Annotated in this window: 20 protein-coding genes and 3 pseudogenes; 13 read left to right on the forward strand and 10 right to left on the reverse strand. The window is 62.0% G+C overall.

Annotated features, from left to right (window positions below):
* Positions 1–134 precede the first annotated feature (134 nt).
* Genes ACG873_RS13380 through ACG873_RS13395 form a run of 4 tightly spaced genes read right to left on the reverse strand, consistent with a single transcriptional unit; the run spans position 135 to position 3,533 of the window.
* Positions 135–827 (reverse strand): ribulose-phosphate 3-epimerase, encoded by a 693-nt coding sequence (locus ACG873_RS13380; RefSeq protein ID WP_394892311.1) that lies wholly within the window; start codon positions 825–827, stop codon positions 135–137.
* The gene (locus ACG873_RS13385) at positions 824–1,639 is read right to left on the reverse strand and encodes an alpha/beta fold hydrolase (RefSeq protein WP_394892313.1); all 816 of its coding nucleotides are present in this window, start codon (positions 1,637–1,639) and stop codon (positions 824–826) included. Before ACG873_RS13385 ends, ACG873_RS13380 begins: the two co-directional genes overlap by 4 nt.
* On the reverse strand, positions 1,636–2,457 hold the full coding sequence (locus ACG873_RS13390; protein ID WP_394892315.1) for a sugar phosphate isomerase/epimerase family protein: 822 nt from the start codon (positions 2,455–2,457) through the stop codon (positions 1,636–1,638). Before ACG873_RS13390 ends, ACG873_RS13385 begins: the two co-directional genes overlap by 4 nt.
* A complete protein-coding gene (locus tag ACG873_RS13395; protein ID WP_394892316.1) occupies positions 2,457–3,533 on the reverse strand; it encodes a Gfo/Idh/MocA family protein in 1,077 nt (358 codons plus the stop codon). The genes ACG873_RS13390 and ACG873_RS13395 overlap by 1 nt, the downstream gene beginning before the upstream one ends.
* Positions 3,534–3,899: 366 nt before the next feature.
* On the opposite strand from ACG873_RS13395, the pseudogene ACG873_RS13400 reads away from it, so the two are divergent.
* Positions 3,900–4,920: pseudogene (locus tag ACG873_RS13400) on the forward strand (LacI family DNA-binding transcriptional regulator).
* Positions 4,921–4,927: 7 nt separating this feature from the next.
* On the opposite strand, the gene ACG873_RS13405 reads toward ACG873_RS13400, so the two are convergent.
* The 4 genes from ACG873_RS13405 to ACG873_RS13420 all read right to left on the reverse strand — a co-directional run bounded on the left by ACG873_RS13405 (position 4,928) and on the right by ACG873_RS13420 (position 9,011).
* Positions 4,928–5,677 carry an ATP-binding cassette domain-containing protein gene (locus ACG873_RS13405; protein WP_394892317.1) on the reverse strand — a complete coding sequence of 250 codons (750 nt, stop codon included), beginning with the start codon at positions 5,675–5,677 and terminating at the stop codon, positions 4,928–4,930.
* Positions 5,670–6,734 carry an ABC transporter permease subunit gene (locus ACG873_RS13410; RefSeq protein WP_394892318.1) on the reverse strand — a complete coding sequence of 355 codons (1,065 nt, stop codon included), beginning with the start codon at positions 6,732–6,734 and terminating at the stop codon, positions 5,670–5,672. The genes ACG873_RS13405 and ACG873_RS13410 overlap by 8 nt, the downstream gene beginning before the upstream one ends.
* Positions 6,735–6,834: 100 nt before the next feature.
* Positions 6,835–7,827 (reverse strand): ABC transporter substrate-binding protein, encoded by a 993-nt coding sequence (locus ACG873_RS13415; RefSeq protein WP_394892319.1) that lies wholly within the window; start codon positions 7,825–7,827, stop codon positions 6,835–6,837.
* Between the two features lie 326 nt (positions 7,828–8,153).
* Entirely contained in the window at positions 8,154–9,011 is an 858-nt protein-coding gene (locus ACG873_RS13420) for a sugar-binding transcriptional regulator (protein WP_394893497.1), read from the reverse strand.
* A 197-nt stretch (positions 9,012–9,208) separates the two neighbouring features.
* Between ACG873_RS13420 and ACG873_RS13425 the strand changes: the two genes are divergently transcribed.
* Together ACG873_RS13425 and ACG873_RS13430 are read left to right on the forward strand one after the other, a co-directional pair.
* Positions 9,209–10,123 (forward strand): tagatose-bisphosphate aldolase, encoded by a 915-nt coding sequence (locus ACG873_RS13425; RefSeq protein ID WP_394892321.1) that lies wholly within the window; start codon positions 9,209–9,211, stop codon positions 10,121–10,123.
* A 10-nt stretch (positions 10,124–10,133) separates the two neighbouring features.
* Positions 10,134–11,555 carry an ROK family protein gene (locus ACG873_RS13430; RefSeq protein WP_394892322.1) on the forward strand — a complete coding sequence of 474 codons (1,422 nt, stop codon included), beginning with the start codon at positions 10,134–10,136 and terminating at the stop codon, positions 11,553–11,555.
* On the opposite strand, the gene ACG873_RS13435 is transcribed toward ACG873_RS13430, so the two are convergent.
* Positions 11,538–12,845, reverse strand: a complete 1,308-nt coding sequence (locus ACG873_RS13435; RefSeq protein WP_394892324.1) for an AGE family epimerase/isomerase — start codon at positions 12,843–12,845, stop codon at positions 11,538–11,540. The two genes, ACG873_RS13430 and ACG873_RS13435, sit on opposite strands and share 18 nt — an antisense overlap.
* A 560-nt stretch (positions 12,846–13,405) precedes the next feature.
* Here ACG873_RS13435 and ACG873_RS13440 point away from each other — a divergent pair.
* The 10 genes and pseudogenes from ACG873_RS13440 to tnpC all read left to right on the forward strand — a co-directional run bounded on the left by ACG873_RS13440 (position 13,406) and on the right by tnpC (position 26,681).
* A pseudogene (locus ACG873_RS13440) lies at positions 13,406–15,263 on the forward strand (TPR end-of-group domain-containing protein).
* Between the two features lie 1,368 nt (positions 15,264–16,631).
* Positions 16,632–17,714 (forward strand): substrate-binding domain-containing protein, encoded by a 1,083-nt coding sequence (locus ACG873_RS13445; protein WP_394892326.1) that lies wholly within the window; start codon positions 16,632–16,634, stop codon positions 17,712–17,714.
* A gap of 83 nt (positions 17,715–17,797) precedes the next feature.
* Positions 17,798–20,053, forward strand: coding sequence for an ABC transporter permease (locus tag ACG873_RS13450; protein WP_394892327.1), 2,256 nt, complete (start codon positions 17,798–17,800; stop codon positions 20,051–20,053).
* Positions 20,046–20,828, forward strand: coding sequence for an ATP-binding cassette domain-containing protein (locus tag ACG873_RS13455; RefSeq protein WP_394892329.1), 783 nt, complete (start codon positions 20,046–20,048; stop codon positions 20,826–20,828). The genes ACG873_RS13450 and ACG873_RS13455 overlap by 8 nt, the downstream gene beginning before the upstream one ends.
* A 2,057-nt stretch (positions 20,829–22,885) precedes the next feature.
* Positions 22,886–23,002 (forward strand): annotated as a pseudogene (locus ACG873_RS13460) (MucR family transcriptional regulator); the annotation flags it as partial.
* 286 nt (positions 23,003–23,288) lie between these two features.
* Positions 23,289–23,609 (forward strand): DUF1476 domain-containing protein, encoded by a 321-nt coding sequence (locus ACG873_RS13465; protein WP_394892331.1) that lies wholly within the window; start codon positions 23,289–23,291, stop codon positions 23,607–23,609.
* Between the two features lie 99 nt (positions 23,610–23,708).
* Positions 23,709–24,014 (forward strand): hypothetical protein, encoded by a 306-nt coding sequence (locus tag ACG873_RS13470; protein ID WP_394892333.1) that lies wholly within the window; start codon positions 23,709–23,711, stop codon positions 24,012–24,014.
* Positions 24,015–24,266: 252 nt separating this feature from the next.
* A complete protein-coding gene (gene tnpA, locus ACG873_RS13475) occupies positions 24,267–24,650 on the forward strand; it encodes an IS66-like element accessory protein TnpA (RefSeq protein ID WP_394893487.1) in 384 nt (127 codons plus the stop codon).
* Positions 24,647–24,994, forward strand: a complete 348-nt coding sequence (gene tnpB, locus ACG873_RS13480; protein ID WP_394892243.1) for an IS66 family insertion sequence element accessory protein TnpB — start codon at positions 24,647–24,649, stop codon at positions 24,992–24,994. Before tnpA ends, tnpB begins: the two co-directional genes overlap by 4 nt.
* Positions 24,995–25,091: 97 nt before the next feature.
* Positions 25,092–26,681: an IS66 family transposase gene (gene tnpC, locus ACG873_RS13485; protein ID WP_394888994.1), complete on the forward strand. Its 1,590-nt coding sequence runs from the start codon at positions 25,092–25,094 to the stop codon at positions 26,679–26,681.
* Here the strand turns inward: tnpC and ACG873_RS13490 are convergent.
* Complete coding sequence (locus ACG873_RS13490; RefSeq protein ID WP_292592689.1) at positions 26,662–26,895, reverse strand: DUF6429 family protein; 234 nt, start codon at positions 26,893–26,895, stop codon at positions 26,662–26,664. The two genes, tnpC and ACG873_RS13490, sit on opposite strands and share 20 nt — an antisense overlap.
* Positions 26,896–26,921: the final 26 nt, after the last annotated feature.

Genomic DNA, 26,921 nt, shown 5'->3' on the forward strand with positions numbered 1-26,921 from the left:
CCATCTCCTCCCTGACCATGCCTGGCGCATCCTTCGTTACCCGAACGCTATGGCCGACCATTTAGTTCGTCAATAATAAAATTTCCTCGCGTAAAAATTACCGCATCGGGTGGATACGGCATCCGCGGCCTCGATCAAAGTGCGTGCAGCCACCGTATGCGTGCCGCCAGGTCCTCGGCTCCGAAAGCCAGCGAGCCCATGACGACGGTCTCCGCGCCCGCACTGCGCAGCAGCGGCACAGTGTTTTCGCGGATGCCTCCGTCGGCAGCTAGAACGACGCGCCTGCCGGTTTCCGATATGTATCGGCCAGCCTCCCGCAAGCGATCGGCGGCTGAAGGATCGAGACCCTGCCCCTTGACGCCAATCGCGGTGCCGAGAAGCGTCAGGAAATCGATACGGTCGAGAAAAGGACGGCTGGCGGCGACCGGCGTCTCGACGCGCAGCACCACCCCGGAGGCAAGCCCATGGTCCTTGATGCGCGTCAGCGCCTCGCCAGCGTTTCCGTTCTCGGCATGGACGCTGATCAGGTCGGCGCCCGCTTCGGCGAACTGGTCGACTTGGTCGTGGAGAACTGCGTCGGCGACCATCAGGTGGACATGGATCGGCAGAGTGGACGCCTTGCGCAGGCGCGCGGCAAGGTCCGGAAAGAACAAAAGCGCCGGCGCGAAATGACCGTCCGCCACGTCGATGTGAAGCACGTCGGCGTGGCTCTCAATGCGCTTCAGGTCGTCGGCAAGATGGATAAGATCGGCCGACCACATGGAAAATTCGGCAAGCAGGCGACTGTGTGGCAGGTCGGCGAGCCAGGTCGGGCTGGGCATGGTCATAGGTCCTTGAGAAAAGCGATGAGCGCCGAATGGAAATCGCTGAGATAGGCCGGCTTGTCGAAACCCTTGGGCGTCAAGGTTTTCAGGACCGCGCCCGGGATGAGCCGCGCCAGGCGCTTGGCATGGTCCATCGGGTGTATGAAATCCTGTTCGGTGGCGAGGATGAGCGTGGGCACGGAAAGATTTGCCAGATCGGATTCCGTGATGCCCGGCCCGCCTGCGGAAATTCTTGTCAGCAGCGCCGACGTGACCGCGACCGGCTCTCGATCAAAGAAACCGAGCAGCGAGGCCAGATTGTCCGGCGCTTCGCCGGCCAGCAGCGCGCGGGTGCGACCTGAGACAAACGCCGCGCGCGCTTCGTTCAGCGGCAACCGATCGAGCAACTCGCCGACTTCGAGATTTGGCTGCATGTTGTCGGGCGCCGGTTCGACCACCCAGGCAGGCCGCGCAAGGACCAGTCCGCGCACCAGTTCGGGGCGCCGGACGGCGATGCGACTGGCGATTGTCGCACCCATCGAAATACCGCCGATGGCGACTGGCGGCAGGCCGAGATATTCGATCAGCGCGGCGACATCCGCGGCGAAAGTCGCGATCGAGAAGAGTTCCCCCGCCTGCGAGGCGCCATGGCCGCGGCACTCCAGCGTGATCAGCCGAAATGCCGGATCGACCGGAAAGGCTTCCGCCGTCTGCCGCGCATCGCCGCAAAGACCGTGCTGGAAAACAACCGGCAGGCCGTCGCCGCCGGAATCGTAAGCGGCGAGCGTCAGCCCATCGCAGATAAAATCGAAGCCTCGCAGCCATTCGAACTTCATCGGATCAGATCGCCGAGAAATGCGGCAACCCTCGGCGCCTCATGCGCGGCGAGGCCGTGGGTCACCAGATCGCCGTTGAAGTCTACAGCGCGCAGGCGCGCTATATAGTGGGGATAGTCGAGTACGCCCTGCCCGGCCGTCGCGAACGCGCCAGTCGCCGTGCGGTCCTTCGCGTGACCCATAACGATGCGGTCGGCCAGCAGGTCGATCGCCTCGGCGACGATGCGGCGCTGGTTGGAAAGCGACGCTTGCTCGAAGAGGTTTGCCGGATCGAGGACGATGGCGAGACACGGGCTGCCGATTTCGTCGAGAAGGCGGCGGGCCTTTGTCGCGGAATCGACGATGTTGGCAAGTTCCGGCTCGATTCCGAGCTGAAGTTCAAAGCTTTCGGCGATCGATACCGCCTTCTCCATCTCGGTCCGCATGTCGCGCCAGGCTTCGGACGAGGCGTTGGCGGGGTGGCCGCGCCACTGGTCGTCCGGATCGCGAGTGCCGGTACAGAGCGTAATGAGTTTCGTTCCCATCGCTGCGCAGGCTGCGGCGATCACCTCCAACCGGCGCAGTCCGTCGGCGCGCACCGCCGGATCGGGATGCGCCATGTTGTAGGTGCCCGAAACGGCGCAGAGTGAAATGTCGTTTTCTTTCGCAGCGTTGGCGACTGCGGTAGCAACCCTCGGCGGAATTTCGTCCGGCATGGATGGCAGGCCGGAACACGCTATGTTGTATTGCGCCGTCGCGAAGCCGGCCGCCTTGACTTGCGCGAAAACGGCATGCGGGTCGGTTTCCGAAAACGTCTTGGCGAAGATGCCGAGGCGCATCAGACCTCTCCCGACACTTCGTCGAGGTGTACCGGCTTGCCGCTGCGCACCGACTCTGCGATCGCCACCATGGCGCGTACCGAGGCGATGCCGTCATCGATGTCGGCACCACGCATCGGCGCACCGTCGAGGATGACGTCGGCAAAGCCCTCCAACTGGCGGCGATAGAAATGGCCGTCAGCGCCGAGTACGCGGCGCGACCCGCCCTCGGATTCATGGAAAATGTCGACTTCGCTGGACTTGTAGTACCAGGGATTGAAGGTCTTTCCGAGGATCGAGCCGTTCTCGCCGTAGATCTGGAAACCTTCGTGCCAGTCCATGCGGACGGCGACCGTCAGGTCGAGATGGCCGAGCACGCTGTTGGCGAATTCGACGTCGACGAACCAGCAGCGCATGCCGCCGCGCTGGCTTTGGCGGGCGTCGACCGCGACCAGGTCGCCCCCGAAATAACGCGCGGTATCAACGAGATGGCTGCCATGGGCGAGCATGTAGTAGCGATCGAGATTGCTCTTGGGGTCGACGGAGGGCTTTTTTGCCGCCTTGCTCGTGACCATCAGCGGCTGGACCGCGTCGGTCATCGGATAGCGATGGGTCGAGTCGCAATACCAGGCTTTCAGCGCCACCAAGGCGCCCATGCCGTCGTCGATGAAGTCGCGTGCCGCCTGCAGGCCGGGGTCGAAACGCTTCATGTGACCGACCTGAAGCACAAGCCCGCTCTTCACCACCGCCGCCTTCAGTTCCTCGACCGCCTCAACGCTGGTGGCAACGGGTTTTTCACAGAGCACATGCTTTCCGGCGCCGAGCGCCCGGATCGCCGCCGGAACATGAAACGGGTCCGAGGTAGCGATGATCACCGCCTCGAGGTCGGGATCAGCCAGCATGGCATCATAGTCGGCAAAGCTTTTCTGCGGCGCGTACGTCGCCGCCATGCGCGCCCGCAGATCGTCGGCGACGTCACAGATGGCGTAGAGGTCGGCGTTATGCGCCTTGGTGCAGCTTTCGAAATGCGCCGCCTGGGCAATCGGGCCGCAGCCGAGCACGCCGACTCTGAGCCGCCGGTCCTGTTTCATTGGCACGAAGATCTCCTATGGATTCCCATTCGATCAATCCGCGGCCGCGCAGCATTTGAACACAACATCGTCGACCGCGGGGTCGATGATGCGGCGCTGCAGATTGGCCGGCTCGCCCGCGCCTCGATCAAGCGGCGGCGGCGATTGTGGCCGTCCTTCTCGGTGCAAACGAACTCGACGAGCAGTTCGCCCAACGAGCCGATTCCGCCACTTCCTGATTGTTCTCCACTCATTGCCGGCACTTCCAAATTTTGTTGAAGCATGTAAACATACAGATTGTCGCGCGCTAACCAGATAAAAAGTTTGCCGCTCGGCAAAATTGTGCGTCTCAGACTGACCGAGAGAGAGATGAAGGAAAAACCCGTCCGGACGATGGAAGCCTTCGCGGAAAGCGTCGGCCTGTCGCGCCCGACGGTGTCGAAGTATTTTCAGAATCCCGCGTCGGTCCGTCCCAAAGTGCGCGAAAAAGATCGAGACGGGGCTGAAGGCAACCGGCTTTCGTCCCAACCTTTTCGCCGTCAACCTCAACCGCCGCCGTTCGAAAATTCTCGGCGTGATCTTCCCGACCTCGCTCGATCCGTTCTACATGGGGCTTCGACGCCGCATAGAGACGGAAGCCACGGCTAACGGCTACCTGCCGTTCGTCTTCTCTTCCGACGGCAGGGCCGAGTTGGAGGCCGAGGCACTGGAGACACTGACCTCGCTCAACGCGGCGGGTGTCATCATGGTGCCGGTCGGCGGCGACGCAGCGCATCGCAGCAAGGTCAAGGCGCTGGCGCGGAACATCCCGGTCGTCTTCATCGACGCGCCTTTCGACGACGAGGAAGCCTTCGTCGGCACCAACAACGTACAGTCGATGGCACTGATCACCGACTATCTGACCCGGCTCGGCGACCGCCCCTGCTATTTCGACATGCCTTGGGTCAATTCCAACGCGCGGCGACGGCGCGAAAGCTACATCGCGACGATGCGGCGGCGCGGAATGGAGCCGGAGGTGATTCCGGTGCAGCATTCGACGACATGGGATTTTGAGCGCTACGCCTACGACGAGGCCAGTCGCCTTTTGCGCGAGCGCGGCTTTCCGACCAGCATCGTGCTGTGCGGCAACGACCGCGTCGCCTTTGGCGTGCTCGCCGCCGTTAACCAGGCGGGTAAAAAGGTCGGCATCACGCCAGATTGCGATCTTAGGGTGGCTGGGCACGACAATCAGCCCCTCTCCGAATATATCTGGCCGCCCCTTACCACTGTGCAGCAGAACACGGCCGAGATGGGCAGGCGGGCGATCAATCTTCTACTTTCGCGCATCGACAGCTCGCGGGTTTTGGACGAGCCGCGGACACGCGGCGAACACATTCTGGTCAATGCCGATCTGGTCCTGCGCTCCTCGGCGTGATCGCGCGTCAGCCGCCCACCATCAGCTTGACCACCTCGTCATGGGTCGTCTCGGAAATCTTGCGCTCGCCGGCGGTGACGCCGCGGCGCAGCACGATGATCCGGTCGGATACGGCAAAAATGTCCTGCAGATTATGCGAAATGAAGATCACGCCGCGCCCTTGCGCCTTGAGCTGATGGATGAGCGAGATGACCTTGCGCTGCTCGGGCACGCCGAGTGCGGCGGTCGGCTCGTCCATGATCAGGATCTGGGCGTCCCAGTAGACAGCGCGGCCGATCGCAACCGCCTGGCGCTGGCCGCCGGAAAAATTACTGACCGGTGCCTCCATGCGCGAGACGTGGAAATCGAGCAGCGCCATGGTGTCGCGCGCGGCGTCGGCCATTCTCTTGCGGTCGAGCACCGGCAGGAAACCGAAGGCTTTCCGCATCGGCTCACGGCCAAGGAAGATGTTGGCGCCGATCGACAGATTGTCGGCAAGCGCTAGATCTTGGTAGATCGTCTCGATGCCCCTGTCCCGTGCTTCCTGCGGCGTCGAGAAACTCACGGGCTCGCCCTTCAGCCGTATCTCGCCGGATGACGGCCTGTAGACGCCGGAGATCGCCTTGATCAGCGTCGTCTTGCCGGCGCCGTTGTCGCCGGCGAGCGCCACGACCTCGCCGGGGCGCACGACCATCGAAAAGTCCCTTAGCGCCTGCACCGCGCCGAAATGTTTCGAGAGGTCATTGATCTCGAGAAGAGGTTGGGCCGCGTTATTCATCCACCCGACCTCCACTGAAACGACGCTGCGCCTGATCGATGAGCACCGAAATGATGATGACGACGCCGACGCTGATGAACTGCCAGAACGGCTCGACGTTGACGAAGACCAGGCCGTACTGGATGACTGCGATGACGAAGGCACCGGCGACCGTGCCGAGAATGGTCCCGGAACCGCCGAACAGGCTGGCGCCGCCGATGACCACCGCGGCCACGCAGTCGAGCAGAAGCGGTTCGCCCGCTTGGGCGGCGCCGGCATTGAAGCGTGCCGAATAAAGCACCCCGGCCAAGCCCGCGCAGCCGGCGGACAGGATGTAGAGCCTGAGCAGGTGCGCTTTGATGTCTATGCCAGCCCGGCGAGCCGCCTGCACATTCGCGCCGATGGCGTAGTTGTGCTGGCCGAACCGCGTCTGGCTCAGCACGTAATGCATGATCAGTACGAACACAGCCGTGATGAGCACGATGTAGGGCACACCGAGGAAGCGGCCGTTGCCGATCAGCGCGAAGAATGAGTTGTTGACCGGCACCGTCGTGCCGCCGGCGAGCAGGAACGCCACGCCGCGCGCCACCCCGAACATGCCGAGCGTGCCGATGAAGGGCGGCACGCGCAGCCGCGAGACCAGCAGGCCGTTGATGACGCCCGGAACGCCGGCGACCAGAACGGCGACCATGAAGCCGACCAGAACGGCGAGCGGCATCCCCAGCGACGGCGTCACGGCATTGATCACGTGGGCGGCGACCACGGCGGCAAGGCCCATGATGAAGCCCAGCGAAAGATCGATGCCACCGGAAATGATGACGAAGGTCTGTCCCATCGCCAGCAGCAGCGGCGCGACGGCAAAGATGGCAATCGACTGCACGTTGAACGGGTTCAAGATGAACGTGCCGCCGAAATCGAACCGGGCCCAGGCTTCGAAGACCAGGATAAGCGCGGCAAGGAAGAGCCAGGCGCGCAAATCGGCGATGTGCTGGACCACAGTCTTGGCGCGGTCGGCGTGGTCGGCCTGCGGCTTGGGATGCGTGTCAGCGACCAACGGGTCGGCCTTTGTTGTCGTCATGGCTGTACCTGCTCGGCGGCAGCCCTGAGGCTGGCTCGCAAGAATGGGTCACGCGAAAAAGACCGGCTCCCCGGGTGCGCCCAGGGGAGCCGGCTCGCGCTCAATCGGAGTAGACGTATTTCGCGACGTTCGGATCGGCGACATTGGTCTTGTCTATCACGGTGAAACCCGTGCCGATCGAGACCGGAATGGACTGGCCGCTCAAATGCGCGAAGGCCGAAACCACGCCGTAATAGCCGATCTCGGCCGGATGCTGGGCAATCGCCACATCGACGAGGCCGCTATTGATGTTGTCGACGATCGAGGTCGGCGCGTCGAAGGCGACGACCCGGATGTTGCCGGACTGGCCGGCCTGCTGCACGCCGTTGCCGGCGCCGAGCGCCGAGAACAGGTTTGCGCCGAACACGCCTTTCAGATCGGAATTGCGGGCGAACACGGCCTGGAGCTGGCTCGCCGCCTTGTTGGCGTCGTTGTCGTTGAACTGGGTTTCGAGCACGGTGACCTTCGGGAATTCCGCAGCCATCGCAGCCTTGAAGCCTTCCTCGCGCTGGTCGGTCGTCGAGATGCCAGGCTTGACGTTGGACACGTAGACCTTGCCTTCGCCGCCGATCGCTGCGGCCAGCGCGCGGGCAGCCATCTTGCCGCCAAGCACATTGTCGGAAGCGATGTAGGAGAGCGGGAAGTCGGCGTCGCCCGCGCCGGTCTGATACATGCCGGTGCCGATGAAGGTGTCGACGGTGATCACCGGAATGCCGGCATCGTGCGCTTTGCGTAGCGGCTCAATCAACTGGGTCTTATCGGTCGGCGCGATCAGGATGGCCGACGGTTTGGCAATCACCGCGTCGAGCACCGGAACCTGGGTGACGGGGTTGAAGTCTGGCGCGCCCTGGAACACCAATTCGACGCCGAGCGCGTCGGCGGCGGCCTGGGCGCCCTTGCGCATGGTGATGTAGAAGGCATCCGTGGTCAGGCCCGGAATGAGGGCAATGCTGTATTTCTTGGCGTCCTGCGCCTGCGCCGAGACTGTTCCCAGTCCGATCGCGGCGGCTACGCTCGCCAATGCGGTGGCCTTCAGAATTGAACGACGCTCCATGGTTTCCTCCCTGATGAGCGGTGCTGTTGGACGTTCACTGAGCCTTAGAATTCGTGCGCTCAATCAACGTATGATTGGGTTCGACTTGGTCTGACGTCAAGTGCAATTTTTTGCTGAAAGCAATTTCACGATACGATCTGCGCGATATCACCGTTGAAAACAAGCCCGCTTCCGCCATCGCCCGTGCTGCTTCCCCCTTTGCGCGCTCCGGCATGCGCACAAAAAATCCCTCATTCTCGCTTCTCGTCCGAATACAAGCCGGCGCCATTCGGCTGTCAATAGTTTAGTGCGTGGAAATCTGAAATTTTCCGCGATGAAAAATTCGTCTAAGCTCGATCGAGGATTGCCTCCGCCGTGCGCGTATCTGTGACCAGAGCCGAGATCAGGCCGGCGCGGGCCGCGCCGACGATCGCTTCTGCCTTGTTCTCGCCGACCGCGACGCCTATCACCAGGGGGGCGTTGCGCAGTTGCGATGGCGACGCTGCGATCATGCGGCCCTCGCCCTCCCAGTCGATCAGCCGGCCCGCGGCATCGAAATAGTGGCGGATGACGTCGCCCGCCGCGTCGACCAGCGCCTGCTCGCTCGGCGTCGCGGCGCTGGCATCCGGAGTATTCGCGGCATGCGGCAGGCCGACGCCGACGACCGCCGCATCGATGCGATCCCACAGGGCAACGCTACCGGCGATGACCGGATCGGCGAGGAAAGCGTCACGCGAGACTGACGAGGGAAGGTAGGGCGCGTGGACGAAATGCGGCACGCCTCCGGCCTGTTCCGCCGCCAGCCGCACGAACTCGTTGACCTGAAAATGCGGCTGGTGCTGCTGCATGCCGCCGGTGGCCGGCACCACAAATACACCTGGGATAGGCGGCAGCCCTGCCTCGACGACTGCGCGCACCGCCCTCCCCCAACCGATCGCCAGCACGGAGCCGGAATGCAGCCCGGCCTGCGCGAGCATCGCTCCCAACGGCTCCGCCAGCGCCGGGAGAATGCCGGCGCTCGGCGCCTCCACCACGGCGGCCCGCTTGAGCCCGAGTTTGCCGATCAGATCGCTCGTCAGCGCATCGGGAGCGGCGAGGTCTCGTATCTCGATGCGCACGATGCCTTCGGCGCGAGCCCGCCGCAGTATGCGCGAGATGGTCGCCGTCGAAACGCCGAGGCGCTTGGCGATGTCGACCTGGCTCATGTCGCCCTCGTAATGCAGCTTGGCGACCGCGTGCAGCGTGGCGCGCGAATTTATGTCGGACACGAGTTGCGGAGGCAGCTTGCAATTCCTTTCAGCAATATGTTACATATTAGGCGTTAGGACATCGGCACGCAATAACCAATCCGCTGGCGGCATGCCAGGGAATCGCATTGCGAGCAGCAGTGAATGGAACCATCATGGCACGCATGACCACAGCCGAATTGCGCGGCTACCACCAGATCTGCGGCAGCGACGGCGCCATGATGGTGATCGCCTGCGACCAGCGCGGCAGCATGCGCAGCCTGCTCACTCCAGACAAGGATGAGCAAGCGAAGATCGACAATGACATGCTCGGGGACGTCAAGGCCGACATTACCCGGTATTTGGCGAGCAAGGCGTCCTGCGTGCTCGTCGATCCGATCTGCGCGGTGCCGAACCTGGTTGACAAAGGTCTGATCGATCGCGGCACGGCGCTTTTGATCGGCCTCGACGCCTCGGGCTGGGACACTACGCCGGAAGGTTACCGGCTGTCGAAGCTGGTTGACGGCATCACAGCGCGGCGCGTCCGCGAACTTGGGGGCACCGGCGGTAAGATCATGGTCTACCTGCGCTCCGACACGCCCGCAGCGAATACCCACAACATCGCCATTCTGGATCAGGTGATTGCGGACTTCGTCAAAGAGGACCTGCTACTGGTGGTCGAGTTCCTGACTTATGCGCTGGAGAGCGAGACCCCGGAAGCCTATGCGGCGAAAATTCCCGAACTGATCCAGGGCGGCTCGAAAATCTGCCTCGATCGCGGCTCGAAGGTGCTGAAGATCCCCTATCCCGGTTCGGCGGAGTCCTGCGCGGCGGTGACGAAGCTGGCCGGCGACGTGCCGTGGGCGGTGCTGTCGGCCGGCGTCAATCACGAGACATTCTTGAGCCAGGTCGACATCGCCATGGAGAGCGGTGCGTCGGGTGTGATTGCCGGCCGCTCGCTGTGGAAGGACTGCATCTCGCTCGACCGCGCCGTCACGAGGCAGCGGCTGGAGACAATCGCCGTACCACGCCTGCGTGAGATTCAGGCGGTGATTGCCCGGCATCGCGCGCCGGCCGTTAAAGTCGCCTGACCTCGACGCCATGAGCAGAACCGCGATCGGCGTCGACATCGGCGGCACGCATCTGCGCGCCGCTGAGATTTCGGCCCACGGCGGGATCCTGCAACGGGCTAGGGCCGCCAGTTCGCCCGATCCGGAAATCGTACTGGCACGGATCATCGAACTGATCGCAGGACTCGATGCCGCCTCGGCTTGCGCCATTGGCATCGGTGTGCCCGGCCGCGTCGATTTCCAGAATCGCAGCGTGTTCTCGGGCGGTTTCGTCGATCTTTCCAAGGTGGCGCTTTTCGACCGCATCGAGCAACGCTTCGGACTTCGGGTGACCGTCGACAACGACTGCACCATGGCGCTGGTTGCCGAGGCTGCCCACGGTTCCGCCAAAGGTCGCCGCGATATCGTGATGCTCACCATTGGCACCGGCATCGGCGGTGCGGCGCTTGAAGGCGGGCGCGTGCTGCGCGGCCGCGCCACGGCGGGGCAACTCGGCCATATCGGGATCGATCCGCACGGGCTGACCTGCGTCTGTGGCAAACGCGGCTGCGTCGAGACTACGAGTTCCGGCACTGCGCTCGGCCGGCATATCGCCGAGGCTGGACTTGCCGCCGGGACCACGGCGGCCGAACTCTTGGAGCGGCGCGAACAGGGCGACAAGGTCGCCATCCACGTCCTGCACGCCTGGGCCGCACCGCTGCGGCGGGCGATCGACATCCTTGTGACCACACTTGACCCGGAAATCGTTGTGCTCGGCGGCGGTCTGGGCGGGGCCGCCTGCGCGGCGCTTTCCGCCGTTCCGGAAGCGAAATCCTGGTTCGAAAGCCATGTCGTGCCGGCCGCCCTTGGCGACGATGCCGGCGTCATCGGCGCCGGTCTCGCGGCGCTGCGGTCGGCGGCTCCTGCTGGCAAGAGGCTCGTCATGGTCAATGGGGTGCCAGCCAGCGGCAAGAGCAACGTCGCTCGGGAACTGTCGCAGGCGACTGGCTGGCCGGCTCTTTCGCTCGACACAGTCAAGGATCCCTTTCTCGAAGAAATCGAAAGCGTCGACAGATCCTTTAACCGCAAACTCGGCCGCGCCAGTCTCAGGGCGATGTTTTCAGTCCTCGCCGAAGCGCCGGCAGGTACGACCGTCATCATGGACGCCTGGTTCGGATTCCAGCCGCGCGAGTTTTTGGAGGGCCTGATCGCCAAGTCGGGTGTCGATGCGATCGCCGAAATCTGGTGCGCCGCGCCGCCGCAGGTGATCGGAGCGCGCTACCATGCACGCACCGGCAAACGCCCGCCCGGCCATCCCGGCGCAGACTATGTGCCCGAGCTGATCGAGCTCGCCGGCCGCGCCGAGCCGATGCGGGTTGGCCCGGTGATCGACGTCGACACCACCATACCGATCGATGCCGGGGCACTGCAGAGGTGGGTCAATGAGGCGCTGACCTTAGACCGCCACCCGTAATCTGCCATCGAGCAATGTCGCCGACCCGTCGCCCTGCAAACCACGCGTGATACTGCCATTGGCTGGCAAGAGCGGGATGAGGCAAGCCTGGAACGCGTGATAGAGGTCGGGTTTGCCGACGAATACGCGATTGACCGGTTTCAGCCCGGGGCCGAGTTCAGGATACCAGCCGCCCCGTTCATGGTCGATGAAATGGTCGGTTACAAACCCCCAGATGCGTCGATACCACTCCTCGAAGCGTGGATCTGGATCGACCGATGCCAGCACGGCCGCCGCTGCTATGCCTTCCGCGCAAGGCCACCAGAAGCGGTCGGACTGGTCCGGCCGGTCTTCCCAGTCGAGCGTGTAATAGAAACCGCCGGTCTCGCGATCCCAGCCGATTTCCGTCGTGTTGTGGAAAAGTTGCTTCGCTGCGTCCTTCATCCAGCCATGCTTGCGTCCGCCGAGTTCCCAGAGATGGACCAGCAGGCGGCTCCATTCCAGCGCATGCCCGGGCGTTGTGCCTTGTGGCCGGAACATCGGATCGCCGGCGTAGTTTCGATCGACCTGCCAGTTGCTGTCGAAATGCTCGGCTACGCGCCAGCCCTGCTCGCGCGCATGGCGATCGATGATTAGTGAAGCGATGCTCTCTGCCATGCCCAGATATGTCCGGTCGCCCGTCGCCTCGAAGGCGGCCATCGTCGCCTCGGTCAGGTGCATGTTGGAATTCTGGCCGCGATAGTTGCCCAGCAGCTGCCAGTCGGCCGCATATTCCTCGGTCGTCGCGCCGACACTTTTGTCCCAGAAGCGGGTGTGCAGAACGTCAGTGATATCGGCAATCAGCCGGTTCGCATCCGGATGACCGACGACCTTCGCAGATGAAGCGGCCAGCAGCACGAAGCCGTGGCCATAGGCCTGCTTGGTGGCATCGGTCGGCTGCTCGTCGTCGACGGCCCAGAAATACCCGCCCGCCTGTTGATCGCGGTGGCGCCTCCAAAGGAAGGTCATCCCGTGGTCGACGACACGATCTGCGCCAGGAACCCCCAGCATGTGGGCGATGGCGTAGCAGTGCACCATGCGTGCGGTGTCGTGGATCTGCCGCTCCGCGCCAGCATGGCCGGGCTTGACCGGAAGCGGCATGCCGTCATCGTCGAGCGAGAAAAAGCCGCCAGACGGATTGAAGACGTTTCTTCCGAAGAAATCGAACAAGGCCTGCGCTTGCCCAAGCAGCCAGTGCCGGTGCGCCGCGCGCTCGACAAATCTCGGGCCGGTGGTTCCAACCCAACTCACCGCATGTTCCGTCTCCGGCATCGCCATCCCTCCGTTCCGGCCGCTCGGCAAGCGCGCCTTATGACGCTCTCTAGACGATGGCGGAGCCGTCTGGAAGCGGGGGGCTCGAGTCCATATTGTGGGGCCCTTACGAAAAACTCAATAAACTCAGTTAGTTATAAGACTGTTCTGGTGGGCCGGAGGATGAGACAGGAACTTTGATTTCATTGGCTTCTTCGTGGGCCAAAACCAAAAACCTTCCCGTATCGTTCCGTATGATTGCGCGAGAGCGATACAGGCGAATCTGGTGACCCTATGCCTCCTTCGCGCGCCAAGACCGGACCTTCCGGAACGTGCCTGTCGACTTCGGATAGGTGCAGTAAGCGGACACTCCGTGATCACCGTAAAAAATCCATGAGGCCGCGGTGACGCTTTTGAAGCACGGGCTTTCATCGCTTCCGCTATCAGTTCCGCGACTCGCCTCGTCTGCACCTAAGTTGAATGCCTTCTCCTTCCGAATGTGACGAGGACCGGATTTAGTGTGATGCCGCTGCTGTGGGAACCTGCTACCCTCACTCGCAGTAAAGACAGGCTAGCCGCACATGGAACGAAGACTTAGCGCAATACTTGCCGCCGATGTGGTCGGTTACAGCCGGCTCATGGGTCTCGACGAGGGCGGCACACTTTCTGCGCTCAAGACGCATAGGCGAGAGTTGGTCGATGGCAAGATCGCCGAACACCAGGGCCGGATCGTGAAACTCACAGGCGACGGCATGCTGGTCGAGTTCCAGAGCGTGGTGAACGCGGTCGCCTGCGCGACTGACATCCAACGCAGGATGCTCGAACGCAACGCCGACGTGCAAGAGGAGCGCCGCATCGAGTTTCGCATCGGCGTCAATCTTGGCGATATTATCTTCGATGACAACGACATCTATGGCGACGGCGTCAACGTTGCGGCGCGAATTGAAAGCATCGCCCGGCCCGGAGGCATCGCAATCTCCGGTACGGTTCGCGACCATCTAGGCAAGAATCTTGACCTCGACTTCGAGGACACCGGGGAACATGAACTCAAGAACATCGACCGGCCGGTCAGAGATCTACCACGTCGCACTCGCCGCGCCGTTCAGCTTCGAGGACAGCGCGGTGACCGCAACGCCTGAAATGCGCTTGAAGGAAAAACCTTCAATAGCCGTCCTGCCGTTCACAAATATGAGCGGCGACCCCGAGCAGGAGTATTTCTCCGACGGAATTACCGAAGATATCATCACCGACCTGTCGAAAATCTCTGGCCTCCACGTGCTCGCCCGCAATACGGTATTCACCTACAAGGGCAAGCCGGTGAAGGTGCAGCAAGTTGCGCGGGAACTCGGCGTCAAATTCGTGCTCGAGGGAAGTGTACGCAAGGCCGGTCAGCGCGTTCGCATCACGGGACAGCTTATCGACGGGGCGGATGGCGGCCACGTCTGGGCCGACCGATACGACCGTGAACTCACCGACATCTTCGCCATCCAGGACGAGATCACCCACACCATCGTGGATCAGCTCAAGGTCAAGCTCCTGCCGGCCGAAAAAAAGGCGATCAAGGCGGCTCCCACTCAGAACGTCGAGGCCTATACCTACTATCTGAGGGGGAGAGAATTTTTCCACCGGACGTCCAAGACCTACTATGTCCTGGCGAAGCGGATGTTCGGCAAGGCAATCGAGCTTGATCCCCTTTATGCGCGCGCCTACGCGGGCATCGCTGACTGCGACTCCTTTCTATTCCTCTATTACGACGAGAAGGTCTCCCCCGAGAGCATTCTCGCCAACAGCGGCAAGGCGCTCGATATCGAAAGTGGGCTGGCCGAAGCACACGCGTCGCGTGGTCTCGCTTTCTCGGTTAGCCAAAAATATGAGGAGGCCGAAAAGGAGTTCGAACAGGCTATCGCAAGTGATCCCAATCTGTTCGAAGCGCACTATTTCTACGCGCGCGCCTGCTATGCGCAAGGCAAGCTCAAGCAGGCTGCCCACCATTACGAACGGGCCGCCGAGATCAAGCCCGATGACTACCAGTCTGTTCTTCTGCTTATGCAGGTTTATCATTCTCTAGGGCGGCCGGAAGACGAAAGGGATGCGGCCCGCAAAGGCGTCGAACGCGCCGAGCGCGAATTGGCAAAGTATCCTGAGAACCCCCGGCCAGCCTATCTTGGCGCATCTGCCCTCGCCGTTCTTGGAGAAATCGAGCGTGCGAAGGAATGGTCCGCACGTGCTCTGGCCATCGATCCAGACGATATCCTGACCCAATACAACGTCGCCTGCTTCTACTGCGTTTCAGGCGAACTTGATCGTGCGCTCGATCTGCTGGAACGCCTGCTACCTGACGCCAACCATGAGACCAAAGCGTGGGTGAAGCAGGATTCTGACTTCGCGCCGCTGCACGAGCATCCGCGCTGGCAGCGCGTATTGGAGTTGGCAGCTTAGCGCCATTGAGCCGTGCCACTACCACATGCCTGATCTTGGCGGCACAATCGTGTCTCTCAGGGAAGGATGAATAGCCGCAAAGTATACCATTGGCGACGTTTGTGCCATTCGCGGTCAGGGACCGCTCAGGGTCAGATCAGGACAGTGCCCGTGCCAAGCTGAATGTCCGCTTGCGTAGATCTGAAACCAGGATCGGTGCTCCGATTGAAGGGCTCTACCGACCGCCTCGCCCTACATTTGCGATACGTTGTGCCTCTCGATTGCTGCTGCATGACTGGCGAGAAGGCTCATCGCAACAAATATAGCTACCCGGCCCATCGATGCTCTTTCCTTTCCGGTCGATCCGGTCGCGCATTGTATTGCTCAATTCGATCGGAGCTTGCCACTAATGCGTGCTTCGTCGCCGCAGCGACGCGCGAGTCGCCAACGCGCGGCACGCTTCTCGTCTCCGCATGGTCCTCAGGCGGGCTGGTTTCTCGTGGAGCGGACCCTGGGCTTTCGCCCCGCAACGTTGCGCGGCCGTTTTAGTCGCACGACCGTGCGGGTCGAGCAGGCCGAGAAGTCTGTTCTTGTATTGGGGTTTTGTGGAGTGCAACATTGGCTCTCCCCTTCGTCTGGGGCAAGAGCTCGTGTATCTCCCGGCCGGCTGCGCCCGTAACATCGTGCAACCGATAAATGAGTATATAGCATAATGGGTGCGTCGTCGATCGGTGGGCTTCTGTACGGAACCGGCATTGAACGCTTTGGAGCGGCCGTTGAAGCCGAAGCATCCGCATTGCATTCGCGATCGACCATTGGCGCGACCAAGCCGCTCCAGCTAGGTTATACGAAGGACAAACAACCACCCAACCGCGACGCTCCGCGGCTGTACGGCGGAACCGAATCCTTCGGCCGGCTCGATCGCGCCACTTACCGACCTTCCTAGTTACGACAGCTAAGGTGAATCGCTGTCCAATTGCAGTCTTTTCTCATTGGCCAATTCTGCCGAACGATTGTGCTGCATCAATCCGCGCTTGCGAGCGGCGAATTCGGCCGTCCACTGAATGGAGTCACCGTTTCATCGCTTCCACATCATCGCTGCCCCGGGTCGATCTCCTTCTTGAACACCGTTTGTCGACCTGATTCCGTTCGGGATCGAGCTCGGCTGGTGCGCTTGTCCGCCCAAAAGCCTTCCGAGTCCTTGACTGGGGACCCTCGTCGGCACGGATAACTTCGCGCCCCGAAATAAATTGGTCCAAGGAAGTTGGAAGGTATTTACCTGGACAGGCTTTAGGCGGAATATCGCATAGTGGGAGGAAGCAATCGGAATCCCCTGAATAAAAAAGCGCCCGAACGGCTTCCGACCGTTGGATGCAAGGGAGGATAATCATGAAACGCACTTTCCCGCTCGCGGCATGCGCCGCGGCGTTGTTGCTCGGCGTTCCGTCCGCATTTGCGCAGTCCGGTAGCGTCGAGAAAGCGGTTGGCGGCTACAGTTTCGAAGAAGCGGCCAAGGAGGCCGCCGGCACCAAGGACTTCCATTCGGCCGACGGGAAGCTCACTTTCGCCATCGTGACTCACACGGCCGGCAACGGTTTCTTCGATCCGGTGTATGTCGGGGCGAAGGTCGCCGGCGATCTGATCGGCGCCAACATCCTGCTGCTCGGCTCGGAATCGCCGACCGACGACCCGGCTCGCGAGATCGAGATCCTGAACCAGATCGTGCAGGATCCGACGATCGACGGCCTGATCATGACGACGCCGCAGGTCGGCGCATATAATGACATCGTCAAGGCCGCCGAGGCGAAGGGAATCCCTGTCGCGACGACCAATTCCTTTGACGGCACGATCCTTAACCGCAGCGGCATCAGCCATACCGGCCAGGACGCGTCCGCCGCCGCGATCGCCGGAGAGGCGCTGGTGCAATGCCTGGCGGACAAGGGCATCGAGAAGGGCACCATCGTGCTTCCGTCCTCGACCGCGATGGGCAACGTCGAGGTGAACAATCGCGTGACGGCCGCTTTCAACGCGATCGTCAAAGGCCTGAACGACGCCGGGAAGCTCGAGAACTTCAAGGTCGACGCCGGTCCGGAGAACACCGGCATCGACACCAATCCGAACGATCCGGTGAATGGCATTGTCACGCTGTTTGAATCGCGCGGCGACGTCGTTGGCGCCTTCGCCGGTAACAACGTGTTCACGCCGGCCCTTGCCAAGGCCGTCGCCCAGACCGGGAACACCGGCAAGATCTGTGCTTACGGCTTCGACCTCGGCCCGGCTCAGCAGGATGCGTTGAAGAGCGGCGACCTGACCGGCGCGCTCGGGCAGCAACCCTTCCTGCAAGGCTTCTGGCCGGTCATGCAGCTCTATCTGCAGATCGACCGCGGCATCGCGGCGGCCAACCTCGACACGCGCGCCCAGCTCGTGACGCAGGAGACCGTCGAGCAGGTCGGCAAGCGCTTCGAGAACTGAGTCCGCTCGAAACGTCTGAAATCGCTGCGGGAGGGCGCAGCTCCCCCGCAGCGCGACAGCAGGAAACCGACCAGAAGAGACCCATGGCGCTTACCGCGACCACATCGCTCGGCCGAGCGCCGTCCCAGATTGTCGGCGGCTGGGAGGCGGGGCTCCTCGCCTTGCTTTTGCTGCTCTATCTCGGCGGCGCTTTCGTCAATCCCGCATTCTTCGGGTCGACGGGGGCGTTTCACTCGCTGCTCCGCGACACCTCGCGGGTCGCCATCATCGCGGTCGGAGTGACTTTCGTCATCGTCAACAAGGATCTCGATCTTTCGGTCGGTTCCACTTACGGCCTGGTCGCCGTCGTCTTCGCCAGGCTGTTCGCGCCGAACTTTCTCGATCTCGACGTCGTCACGTCGGTGATCCTCTGCGCCCTTCTCGGCGTGTTGATCGGTCTCGTCAACGGCGTGCTCGTCACCATCCTGAAGGTGCCTGCGTTCATCGCCACGCTGACGATGCTCTTCATCGGCCGCGGCTTCGTGCTGGCGCTCACCCACGGCCAGGCCATCTACTACCCCGCCAAGGCGAGAGATTATCCGCTGTTCTTCCACCTCGGCGAGACCAATGTCTTGGGCTTCAACAACCAGATCGTGATTTTCGCCATTGTCGCCGTGATCGGCGCCTATGTGCTCGCCAAGACGCGCTGGGGCTACGAGACCTTCGCCACCGGGGGCAACGAACAGGCGGCCGTCTATGCCGGCATACCGACAAACTGGGTGCGCATCAGGGCCTACCTGATCTCTTCGCTCTGCGCGGCCTTCGCCGGCCTACTATCGGCGACCCAGGACAAGGGCGTGACGCCGCTCTACGGCGTCAGCGGCGAGCTGACAGTCATTGCCGCCGTGATCATCGGCGGCGCCTCGATTCTCGGCGGCCGCGGCCGGGTCGCCGGCTCATGCCTTGGCGCCCTCTTGGTGGTGCTGCTCGACAAGGTGTTGCGCGAGGGCTGGCCAATCACGCGCATCATCAAGATCGGCGAGGAGGAAGTAACCGTCAACGCGGTGTACTCCCTGCCGGTCGGCGCGGTGCCGGTCTTTCTCGGGCTGCTCCTCGTGATCGCCGTGCTTATCGAGCCCTATCTCATCCGCCGTCAGGTCGCGGCGCGTCTTTGGGCATGGCTCCGCGGCAGGCCGCCGCCCCCCGCCTACGAGATCGGCGGGGTCGCGATCGAGGGCGTCCAGACCAAGGGGGCAATGGCGACCGACATGGCGCTGTCGGCGGTCGGGCTCGGCAAGTTTCTGGCCCGGCGCGACGCGCTCGCCATCATCCTGACGGTGGTGCTGTGGCTGACAGGCTTCGCTCTCAGGCCCGATTACTGGTGGAACCTGTCCAACAGCTTCGCGATCCTGCTCAACTACACCGAATTGGCGCTGATCACGATCGGGCTCACCTATGTCATTGCCGCCGGCGATATCGATCTTTCCGTCGGGGCGGTGCTCGCGCTCGCCGGCAGCACTGCGGCTTATTTCTTGAAAGTCCTCGGCGCGGACCCCCTCACCGCGGTCACGATGGGCCTGCTCGCGGGAATGGCCGCCGGCCTCGTCAACGCCGTTGTCACAGTCGGGTTCAAGCTGCCGGCCTTCATCGTCACGCTCGGCATGTTCTACATCGCCCGCGGCCTGGCCGCCTGGTTCGTCGCCGGCCAGCAGCTTACCGGCTGGCCCGAGGGCTACAATCTGCTGGGCCGCAAGGTAAACGACATTCTGCTGCACTATCACATCGCGCTACCTGACGGACTGCTGCGCACGGTCGCCCAGGTGGTCAGTGTCCAGACCATCTGGATGCTGCTCGTCGCGCTCCTCGCCGGCATCGTACTCGCCTATACGCCGTTCGGGCAGAAGGTGTACGCGACGGGCGGCAATGTCCGCGCCGCCGCATACGCCGGCATCAACACCGACCGGGTGCGCTTGGTCGCGCTCATGCTGGCCGCGCTCTGCGCGACCATGGCCGGCATCATCAATGTCGCCTATTTCCGCAGCTTCAATCCGGTCGCCGGCCAGTTCCGCGAGCTCGACGCCATCGCCTCCGTGATCATCGGCGGCGGGTCGATTTTCGGCGGCCACGGCACCATCATCGGCGCGCTCGCGGGCGCAGCGGTGATCACGCTGGTCCGGGCGCTCCTGCAGCTAAATGTTCAGGGCTTCAGCATGCCGCAGCACTGGATCAATGTCTTCATTGGCGGCATCCTCATCGTCGCGGTGCTGACCGACATCTGGGTGCGCCAGGCCAATATTTTCGGACGCCTACGAACGCGCCTGGCAAGAGGCGCACAAACACCGGAAACCACGCATGCCTGACGGGACACCATCCGAGCCAATTGTGCAGATGCGAGGCATCGAAAAAGCCTTCGGCGCGGTGCAGGCGCTCCGCAATGTCGATCTCGTGCTTTATCCCGGCGAGATTCTTGGCCTCGTCGGCGACAATTCTGCCGGCAAGTCGACGCTCATGAAGATCCTGACCGGCGCCTATCAGCGCGACGCTGGGGAAATTTTCGTTGCCGGCCAGCCGGTTTACTTCAAGAGCCCGCATGAGAGCCGCGATGCCGGCATCGAGATGATCTACCAGGATTTCGCACTCTGCGGGAACATGGATGTCGGCCAGAACATCTTTCTTGGCCGCTGGCCGCTCAGGGGCCTCTTCGTCGACCGGAAGAAGATGTACGCGCAAGCCGACACAGTACTGAAGCGGCTCAAGGTCGACGTCAACTCCGTTTACCAGAAGGTCGAGAGTCTATCGGGCGGGCGCCAGCAATCCGTGGCGATCGCCCGCGCGATCTCGTTCGAGCCGCGCGTGGTGATCCTCGACGAGCCGACAGCCAATCTCTCGGTGATGGCGACCGAACGCCTGCTCGAAACCATGCTGGAGTTGAAGAAACAGGGCGTCGCCCAGATTATAATCTCGCACCGCCTGGTCGACATCTTCGCCGTGGGCGACCGCGTCATGGTACTCAAGCGCGGCGAAAACGTCGGCGACCGCTACGTCAGGGACACTGACGAGCATGAGGTCCTGGAGATCATCGTCTCCGGTACGCGAGAGCACGCACTTACGGCCGATGAGGCAAGGGCCACTTGACTGATCGTGGACCAATCTTCCTCGGCGCGGCTATCAACGGCCTTTCATTGCGGACGAGCTAGTTCCCCTCAAGAAGCACAAGCGGACACAACCGAATGGCGCCTTTCATCCTCCGTTGCAGACCTTGCAATGTGACCTTAGGCAGGTCGTCAACGGGTCACGAGCGCTGGTTGGGCCCAATGTCCGGTTTCTGGAAGGAAAATGGGGCCCGGAAGGTCAGGATTGGGTCAGTTCACGTCGATACGCAGTCCGCCTGAAGATCCGCTTCTGACATCCCGAGCCTCTAAGCCGCAAGTCCGCTAACGGGTCCAATTCAAGTCGTTTGACGCGTCGTTCCCAAGACTCGCCTGCTTGAAAGAGGTCCGCTAACGGTCCAGCCATTGCTGTGAAATTGAATCGAGCCTCAGGATGGCCGCGTCTATGAAGCCCCTTGTGACGATCGCTACTACAACGGCAATTATTGATGATGGCTGCCCGGCGGGGTTGCCGCCTCGCCGGGCAGATACCAGCCAGCTCTCGTCCTGACGCAGTACAGATCAGGATAGAATGCCCGCCAGGCACCGTGAGAACTGCCGCTCCCAAGTTTCGTGAGGCTTGAGTGCCTAACGCTAGGGGCTAACGCCCGAAAACGAGGATAGGCCTACGCCGCAAATCCCAGAAATCCGCGGCTTTTCCCCGATTCTCAGTGCGACTTTATCCACGTCCTCTAGGCATATGGGAAAATCCTCCTAGTCAATAGGAGGCCCACATGGAATCACAGCTTGCTCTCATTTCGATCGCAGCAGTTACGGTGCTTAGCGGTGGAGCGGCAGCTATAATCACACTCACGGTCGACGTTCGTAGCAGGCCAGGCATACAGAGCCTGGTCGAAGGTTTGATGCGTATCGCGGTACTCGGCGCAGGGGCGCTTGTTGCCCTGACGGATGGGGGAAGCCAATTGTGGGTATAGCGTCGCTCGTTGCCTTTGCGCTGGCCGCCTACGCTATCTGGCGGCCTTCGATGACGCTCAAATATGAAGCACACGACATCGGTTCTGCTGACCACCAGCGGGCGACCGAGTTGGAACGGGCAATCGCCTTGCTCGATGAACATAGAGCGAAGTTGCAAACGGAGATAGATGAAGCGTCGAGCGCTAGCTCTCGATTTGATCCTACCGGCCAATCATCGATGACACGTACCAATGCCCCGTATGCTGGATTAAACGATCCGAACAATCGCCATTGGAGCCAAGGGACAGTAGCACCGAGGACATCAATACCGGTGCAAGGTATGCAGCCACCAAGCAACCCACGAAATATAAGAAAGCCCGCCAGGACGAACCGTGGCGGGCACTCTGCGAGCAACCTTCACGGAATAACGGTTGGATCGGAGACGTTGTCGATAGAGAACGCCCGCCAAAGGGAGGTCATCGATATGCGCGTTTTTTTCACTGCCTGCACGACTGGGCCACGCAGTGAGGCTCCTTCTGTACCGTCAACCTCTCCACGGCGAACGGAAATGGCATGGGTATTGGCAGCAGCGGTGGCGGCTATTAAGGCATCGGATCTCACCATGAAAAGGGCCCGCCACCGTTTCCAGTGTCGGCGCGCCCAGCTCATCATTGAGCCGGGGCTGGGTCGGTAGTTGCAGGCGGCGCTGTGATTTCCGTGGGCGCCTCAGCGCCGGGCTGGAAAAAGAGGGAGTAGATGGCGATTAAAGCCAGAACAACAACGACTATGATTATCCAGTTTCGCGTATTCATGGTGGCGCGCCCCTCCTTCGTGACATCGAGGCCCCGCGTATGAGGATGTCATTCCCTTTTTCCAGGAGAGGCAAGCTGAATTTCTCTGCTTTACAGTTGTCGGGCAGAGAAAAGCTCGCCAGGGCGAACCGTCGCGGGCCTTGTCGAAAGCCGGAGACCTAATTCGTGATGGTCTTGCCGATGGTCGCGAAGGTCTCGTTTGTCCGCGAATTCCTTCGACTTCCCTTCCCAGACGACTTCGTTGACGATGAGGTCGGCGATCCTGGTTGCGGCGGACGCGTCCTTTGCGTTCAAATAGAGAACGAGTTGCCCGCTATTGAGATGGGCAGACGTCGTGTCCGCCTACGTGAGCAACAACTCAGTGCCCGTGGGCGAACTGTCCAAACTGATTGCCGACGTCTATACAGCGCTTGGCCAAATCAAATCAATGGCGCGCCCGCTTGGGCCATTCAGATCACGTGAGGCCCAGGTTACTGCAAACGAGCAGCGTGACCGGCTGAGGGACGAAGGCAAATACTGCAAATACTGATTGGCGTGACGCGGCCTTTCCCTTCTTGGCGCGAGCCGGCGTCGAAATGCGAGTAGCAACAAATGCTAGCAGATGGAAACGAGGCCAGCCTTGTTAATGACATCCAGTTGCATCATTCTCGGCCGCGACTAACCGGTCATCTGATGGATGTCGGATGAAGGTCGGAAACACCTGAACCGGAGATCAGGCCATGAGCAGCATGAGAGACCGTCAGCAAGGCTCCGAAAAAAAGTATGCGATGGACGAGGAATCGAAGTTCAAAGCCATGGTACGGCGCAACAAGTTGCTCGGCCTGTGGGCCGCCGAAAAGCTCGGCAAAACTGGCACAGAAGCCGATGCCTATGCGAAAGAGGTGGTGAGCGCGGACTTCGAGGAAGCAGGGGACGACGATGTGTTCCGCAAGGTGCGCGCCGATTTCGACGCGGCCGGCGTCGCCCAGTCCGATCGTGAGATTCGCGGCGTCATGGACGAACTGCTGGCGACCGCCGTCGACCAGATCAAGAACGCCTGAGTAGGGCCGATCTCACGGGAACCAGGAGCAGTCGACCCTCCCGTCCGGATCAGTTCAGACGTTCGCGCGTTTGGAGCTTACCGAACGGGAGGAAGAGCAATGAACGTCGCCAATCTGCAACTCGAAGGCCTACTTATGGCCATCGCATCGATCAATCATATCCTTGTTCGCAAAGGAGTGCTCTCGGCTGAGGAGGTAGACATAGCCTTGCGGAGAGCTGAAGCCAGCGAGATTGGCGAAGAACGGTCGGACGGTATGTCACCGTCAAGTCGAGATGCTGTCAACTTCCCGATCAGACTGCTGGAACTGGCCAATCAGTGTCAGCCCGAGGCGGATATACCGTCGTTTTCGAAATTGGCTCGGATGGTTGGCCAAATGAAAGAACCTTACAACGACCAGATGTGATGCCATCGGTTCCATGGATGGTTCGGATCGAACGGCCGGCCTTTCGAGATCGAAGAACAGTGCCGGGTCGCCCTTGTGCGGTCCTTATGGTTGACGACACCGCCCGAGGATGATGGCAATTGCGGTGACCAGGCTGCAAAGTTAGCACCCGGTGAGGACCGCCTTGTTTGTGAGGAGGTGAAGCGCTGTTGTCGTGGTTGATTTCATGACCACGATGCAAGCAGCGAGGATAGCCACGTGTCCATTCATCGGATGGAGATTGTGAGTGGGACAGGTCGGCGTCGGAGCTGGTCGACGGCGCTGAAGGAGCAGCTTGTCTCAGAAACGCTGGAGCCCGGGGTCACGGTGACCGAGGTGGCGCGCCGCCATGATCTCGATCGGTCGCTGATTTATCGCTGGCGTCGCGCCTTTGGGGTGAGACGCGTTCGTGCGGCCGGCGCCTTTCTGCCGGTTGAAGTCGTCGACGACGCCGTGGCAGCGACAGAATCTTCGCCGCCAAGGATGACCAGTGCTCCTGCGCCGGGCGCGGGGCGGATCGAGATCGAGTTCTCTGATGGCTATCTCGTGCGGGTCGACAATCAGGTCGATGACAACGCTCTTGCCCGTGTTCTGCGGGTTCTGGCGCGCCAAGGATGATTCCGGTCCCGACTGGCGTTCGGGTGTGGCTGGCCACTGGTCACACCGACATGAGGAAGGGCTTTCCGTCGCTGGCTCTGCAGGTCCAGGAGGTGCTGAAGCGTGACCCGCTGGGTGGCCATTTATTCTGCTTCCGCGGCCGCAGGGGTGATCTTTTGAAGGTCATCTGGCACGACGGCCAGGGGGCGTGCCTGTTCACCAAACGACTGGAGCGGGGACGCTTTTTGTGGCCATCGCCGGCCGACGGCGTGGTGACGATCTCGACTGCCCAACTCGCTTATCTGCTCTCCGGGATCGACTGGCGAAATCCGCAGGAAACCTGGCGCCCGACGTCGATGGGGTAGCGGTTTTGTCTTTGCGATCGGGGGAGGATGTGATTCGCTCGGGCCTGTGAAATCCGCCCCTGATTCGCTTCCGTCCGACCTTGCTAGCGCCCATGCGATGATCCTCGCCGAGCGGGCCGCGCGCATGGAGGCGGAGGCCGTTGCGGCGCGTGCTCAAGCGGTGAGCTCCTCGACAGAAGCGTTGATCGCATACCTCAAGCTGGAGATCGAGAAGCTGCGGCGCGAACTCTACGGCAGCCGCTCGGAGCGCAAGGAGCGGCTCCTGGCGCAGATGGAGCTGCAGCTGGAGGATTTGGAGGCGTCAGCCACCGAGGACGAGCTGGCCGCCGAGAAAGCGGCGGCGCAGACGCAGTCGGTCAAATCGTTCGAGCGCAAGCGGCCGTCGCGCAAGCCGTTCCCAGAGCACCTGCCGCGCGAGCGCGTCGTCATCGCCGCGCCCGAAAGCTGTCCCTGCTGCGGATCGGCGAAACTGTCGAAGCTGGGCGAGGACGTGACGGAGACGCTGGAAGTGATCCCGCGCCAGTGGAAGGTGATCCAGACGGTGCGCGAAAAGTTCTCGTGCCGGGAATGCGAGAAGATCGCGCAGCCACCGGCGCCCTTCCACGTAACCCCGCGGGGCTTCGCCGGCCCGAACCTTTTGGCGATGATCCTGTTCGAGAAGTTCGGTCAGCATCAGCCGCTGAACCGGCAGAGCGAACGATACGCCCGCGAAGGCATCGATCTGAGCGTGTCGACGCTGGCCGACCAGGTCGGCGCCTGCACGTTGGTGCTGCAGCCGCTGCATGCGCTGATCGAGACCCATGTGCTTGCCGCCGAGCGGCTGCATGGCGACGACACCACCGTGCCCATCCTGGCCAAGGGCAAGACGGCCACCGGCCACATCTGGACTTATGTCCGTGACGACCGGCCGTTTGGCGGAACCTCGCCGCCGGCCGCGCTCTACTACGCTTCGCGTGATCGACGACAGGATCACCCCGAGCGCCATCTGCAAGACTTCACCGGCATCCTGCAGGCCGACGCCTATAGCGGGTACAACACGCTTTACGATCCGTCGCGGGCTCAGGGACCAATCACACCGGCGCTGTGCTGGGCCCATGCGCGACGCCAGTTCTTCGAGCTCGCCGACATTGCCGCCAATACGGGGCGCGGAAAGAAGGCGCCGGCGATCTCTCCGGTGGCGTTGGAGGCGGTGAAGCGCATCGACGCGCTGTTCGACATCGAGCGCGACATCAACGGCCTGCATGCTCAACAGCGGCTGGCGGCACGCAAGGAAAGAAGTGTCCCACTGTTAATGAAGCTCGAAGAATGGCTGCGGGACGAGCGCTCCCGCCTGTCGCGCTCGGCCTCTGTCGCCAAGCCGATCGACTATATGCTCCGGCGGTGGGACCGCTTTGCCCGCTTCATCGAGGACGGCCGGATTTGTCTTACGAACAATGCCGCCGAACGGGCGCTGCGCGGTTTTGCCCTGGGCCGCAAATCCTGGCTGTTCGCCGGCTCCGAACGCGGCGCTGCCCGGGCGGCGGCCATGGCGACGCTGATCGTGACGGCGAAACTCAACGACGTCGATCCGCAGGCCTGGCTGGCCGACGTCCTCGCCCGCATCGCCGATACGCCGCAGAACCGGCTTCATGAACTGCTTCCGTGGCATTGGCAGCCCCGCCAGATGCTTATGGCCTCGGCCGCGTGAACAGCGCGCGGAACAGTTCCTCCGAACGCTGAAGACCTTCGTCCGTCAAGACCAAGGACTTAGCCTTGTTCACAGGGTCTGCAATCAGCCCCTTCCGATGCAGACGATCCGTCACATTCCAATCGAAGCTCTTCCAGGCGCATCGTTCATTGTGCAGCGTCAGCCAAAGCAGCGCCAAGACCGCATCATCGATCTTGTCCGTGTCGATCTCCATCCGCCCAGTCTAGCACGGATCGCGCG

It is taken from the genome of Allomesorhizobium aridi (assembly GCF_043769475.1).
Lineage (GTDB): Bacteria > Pseudomonadota > Alphaproteobacteria > Rhizobiales > Rhizobiaceae > Allomesorhizobium.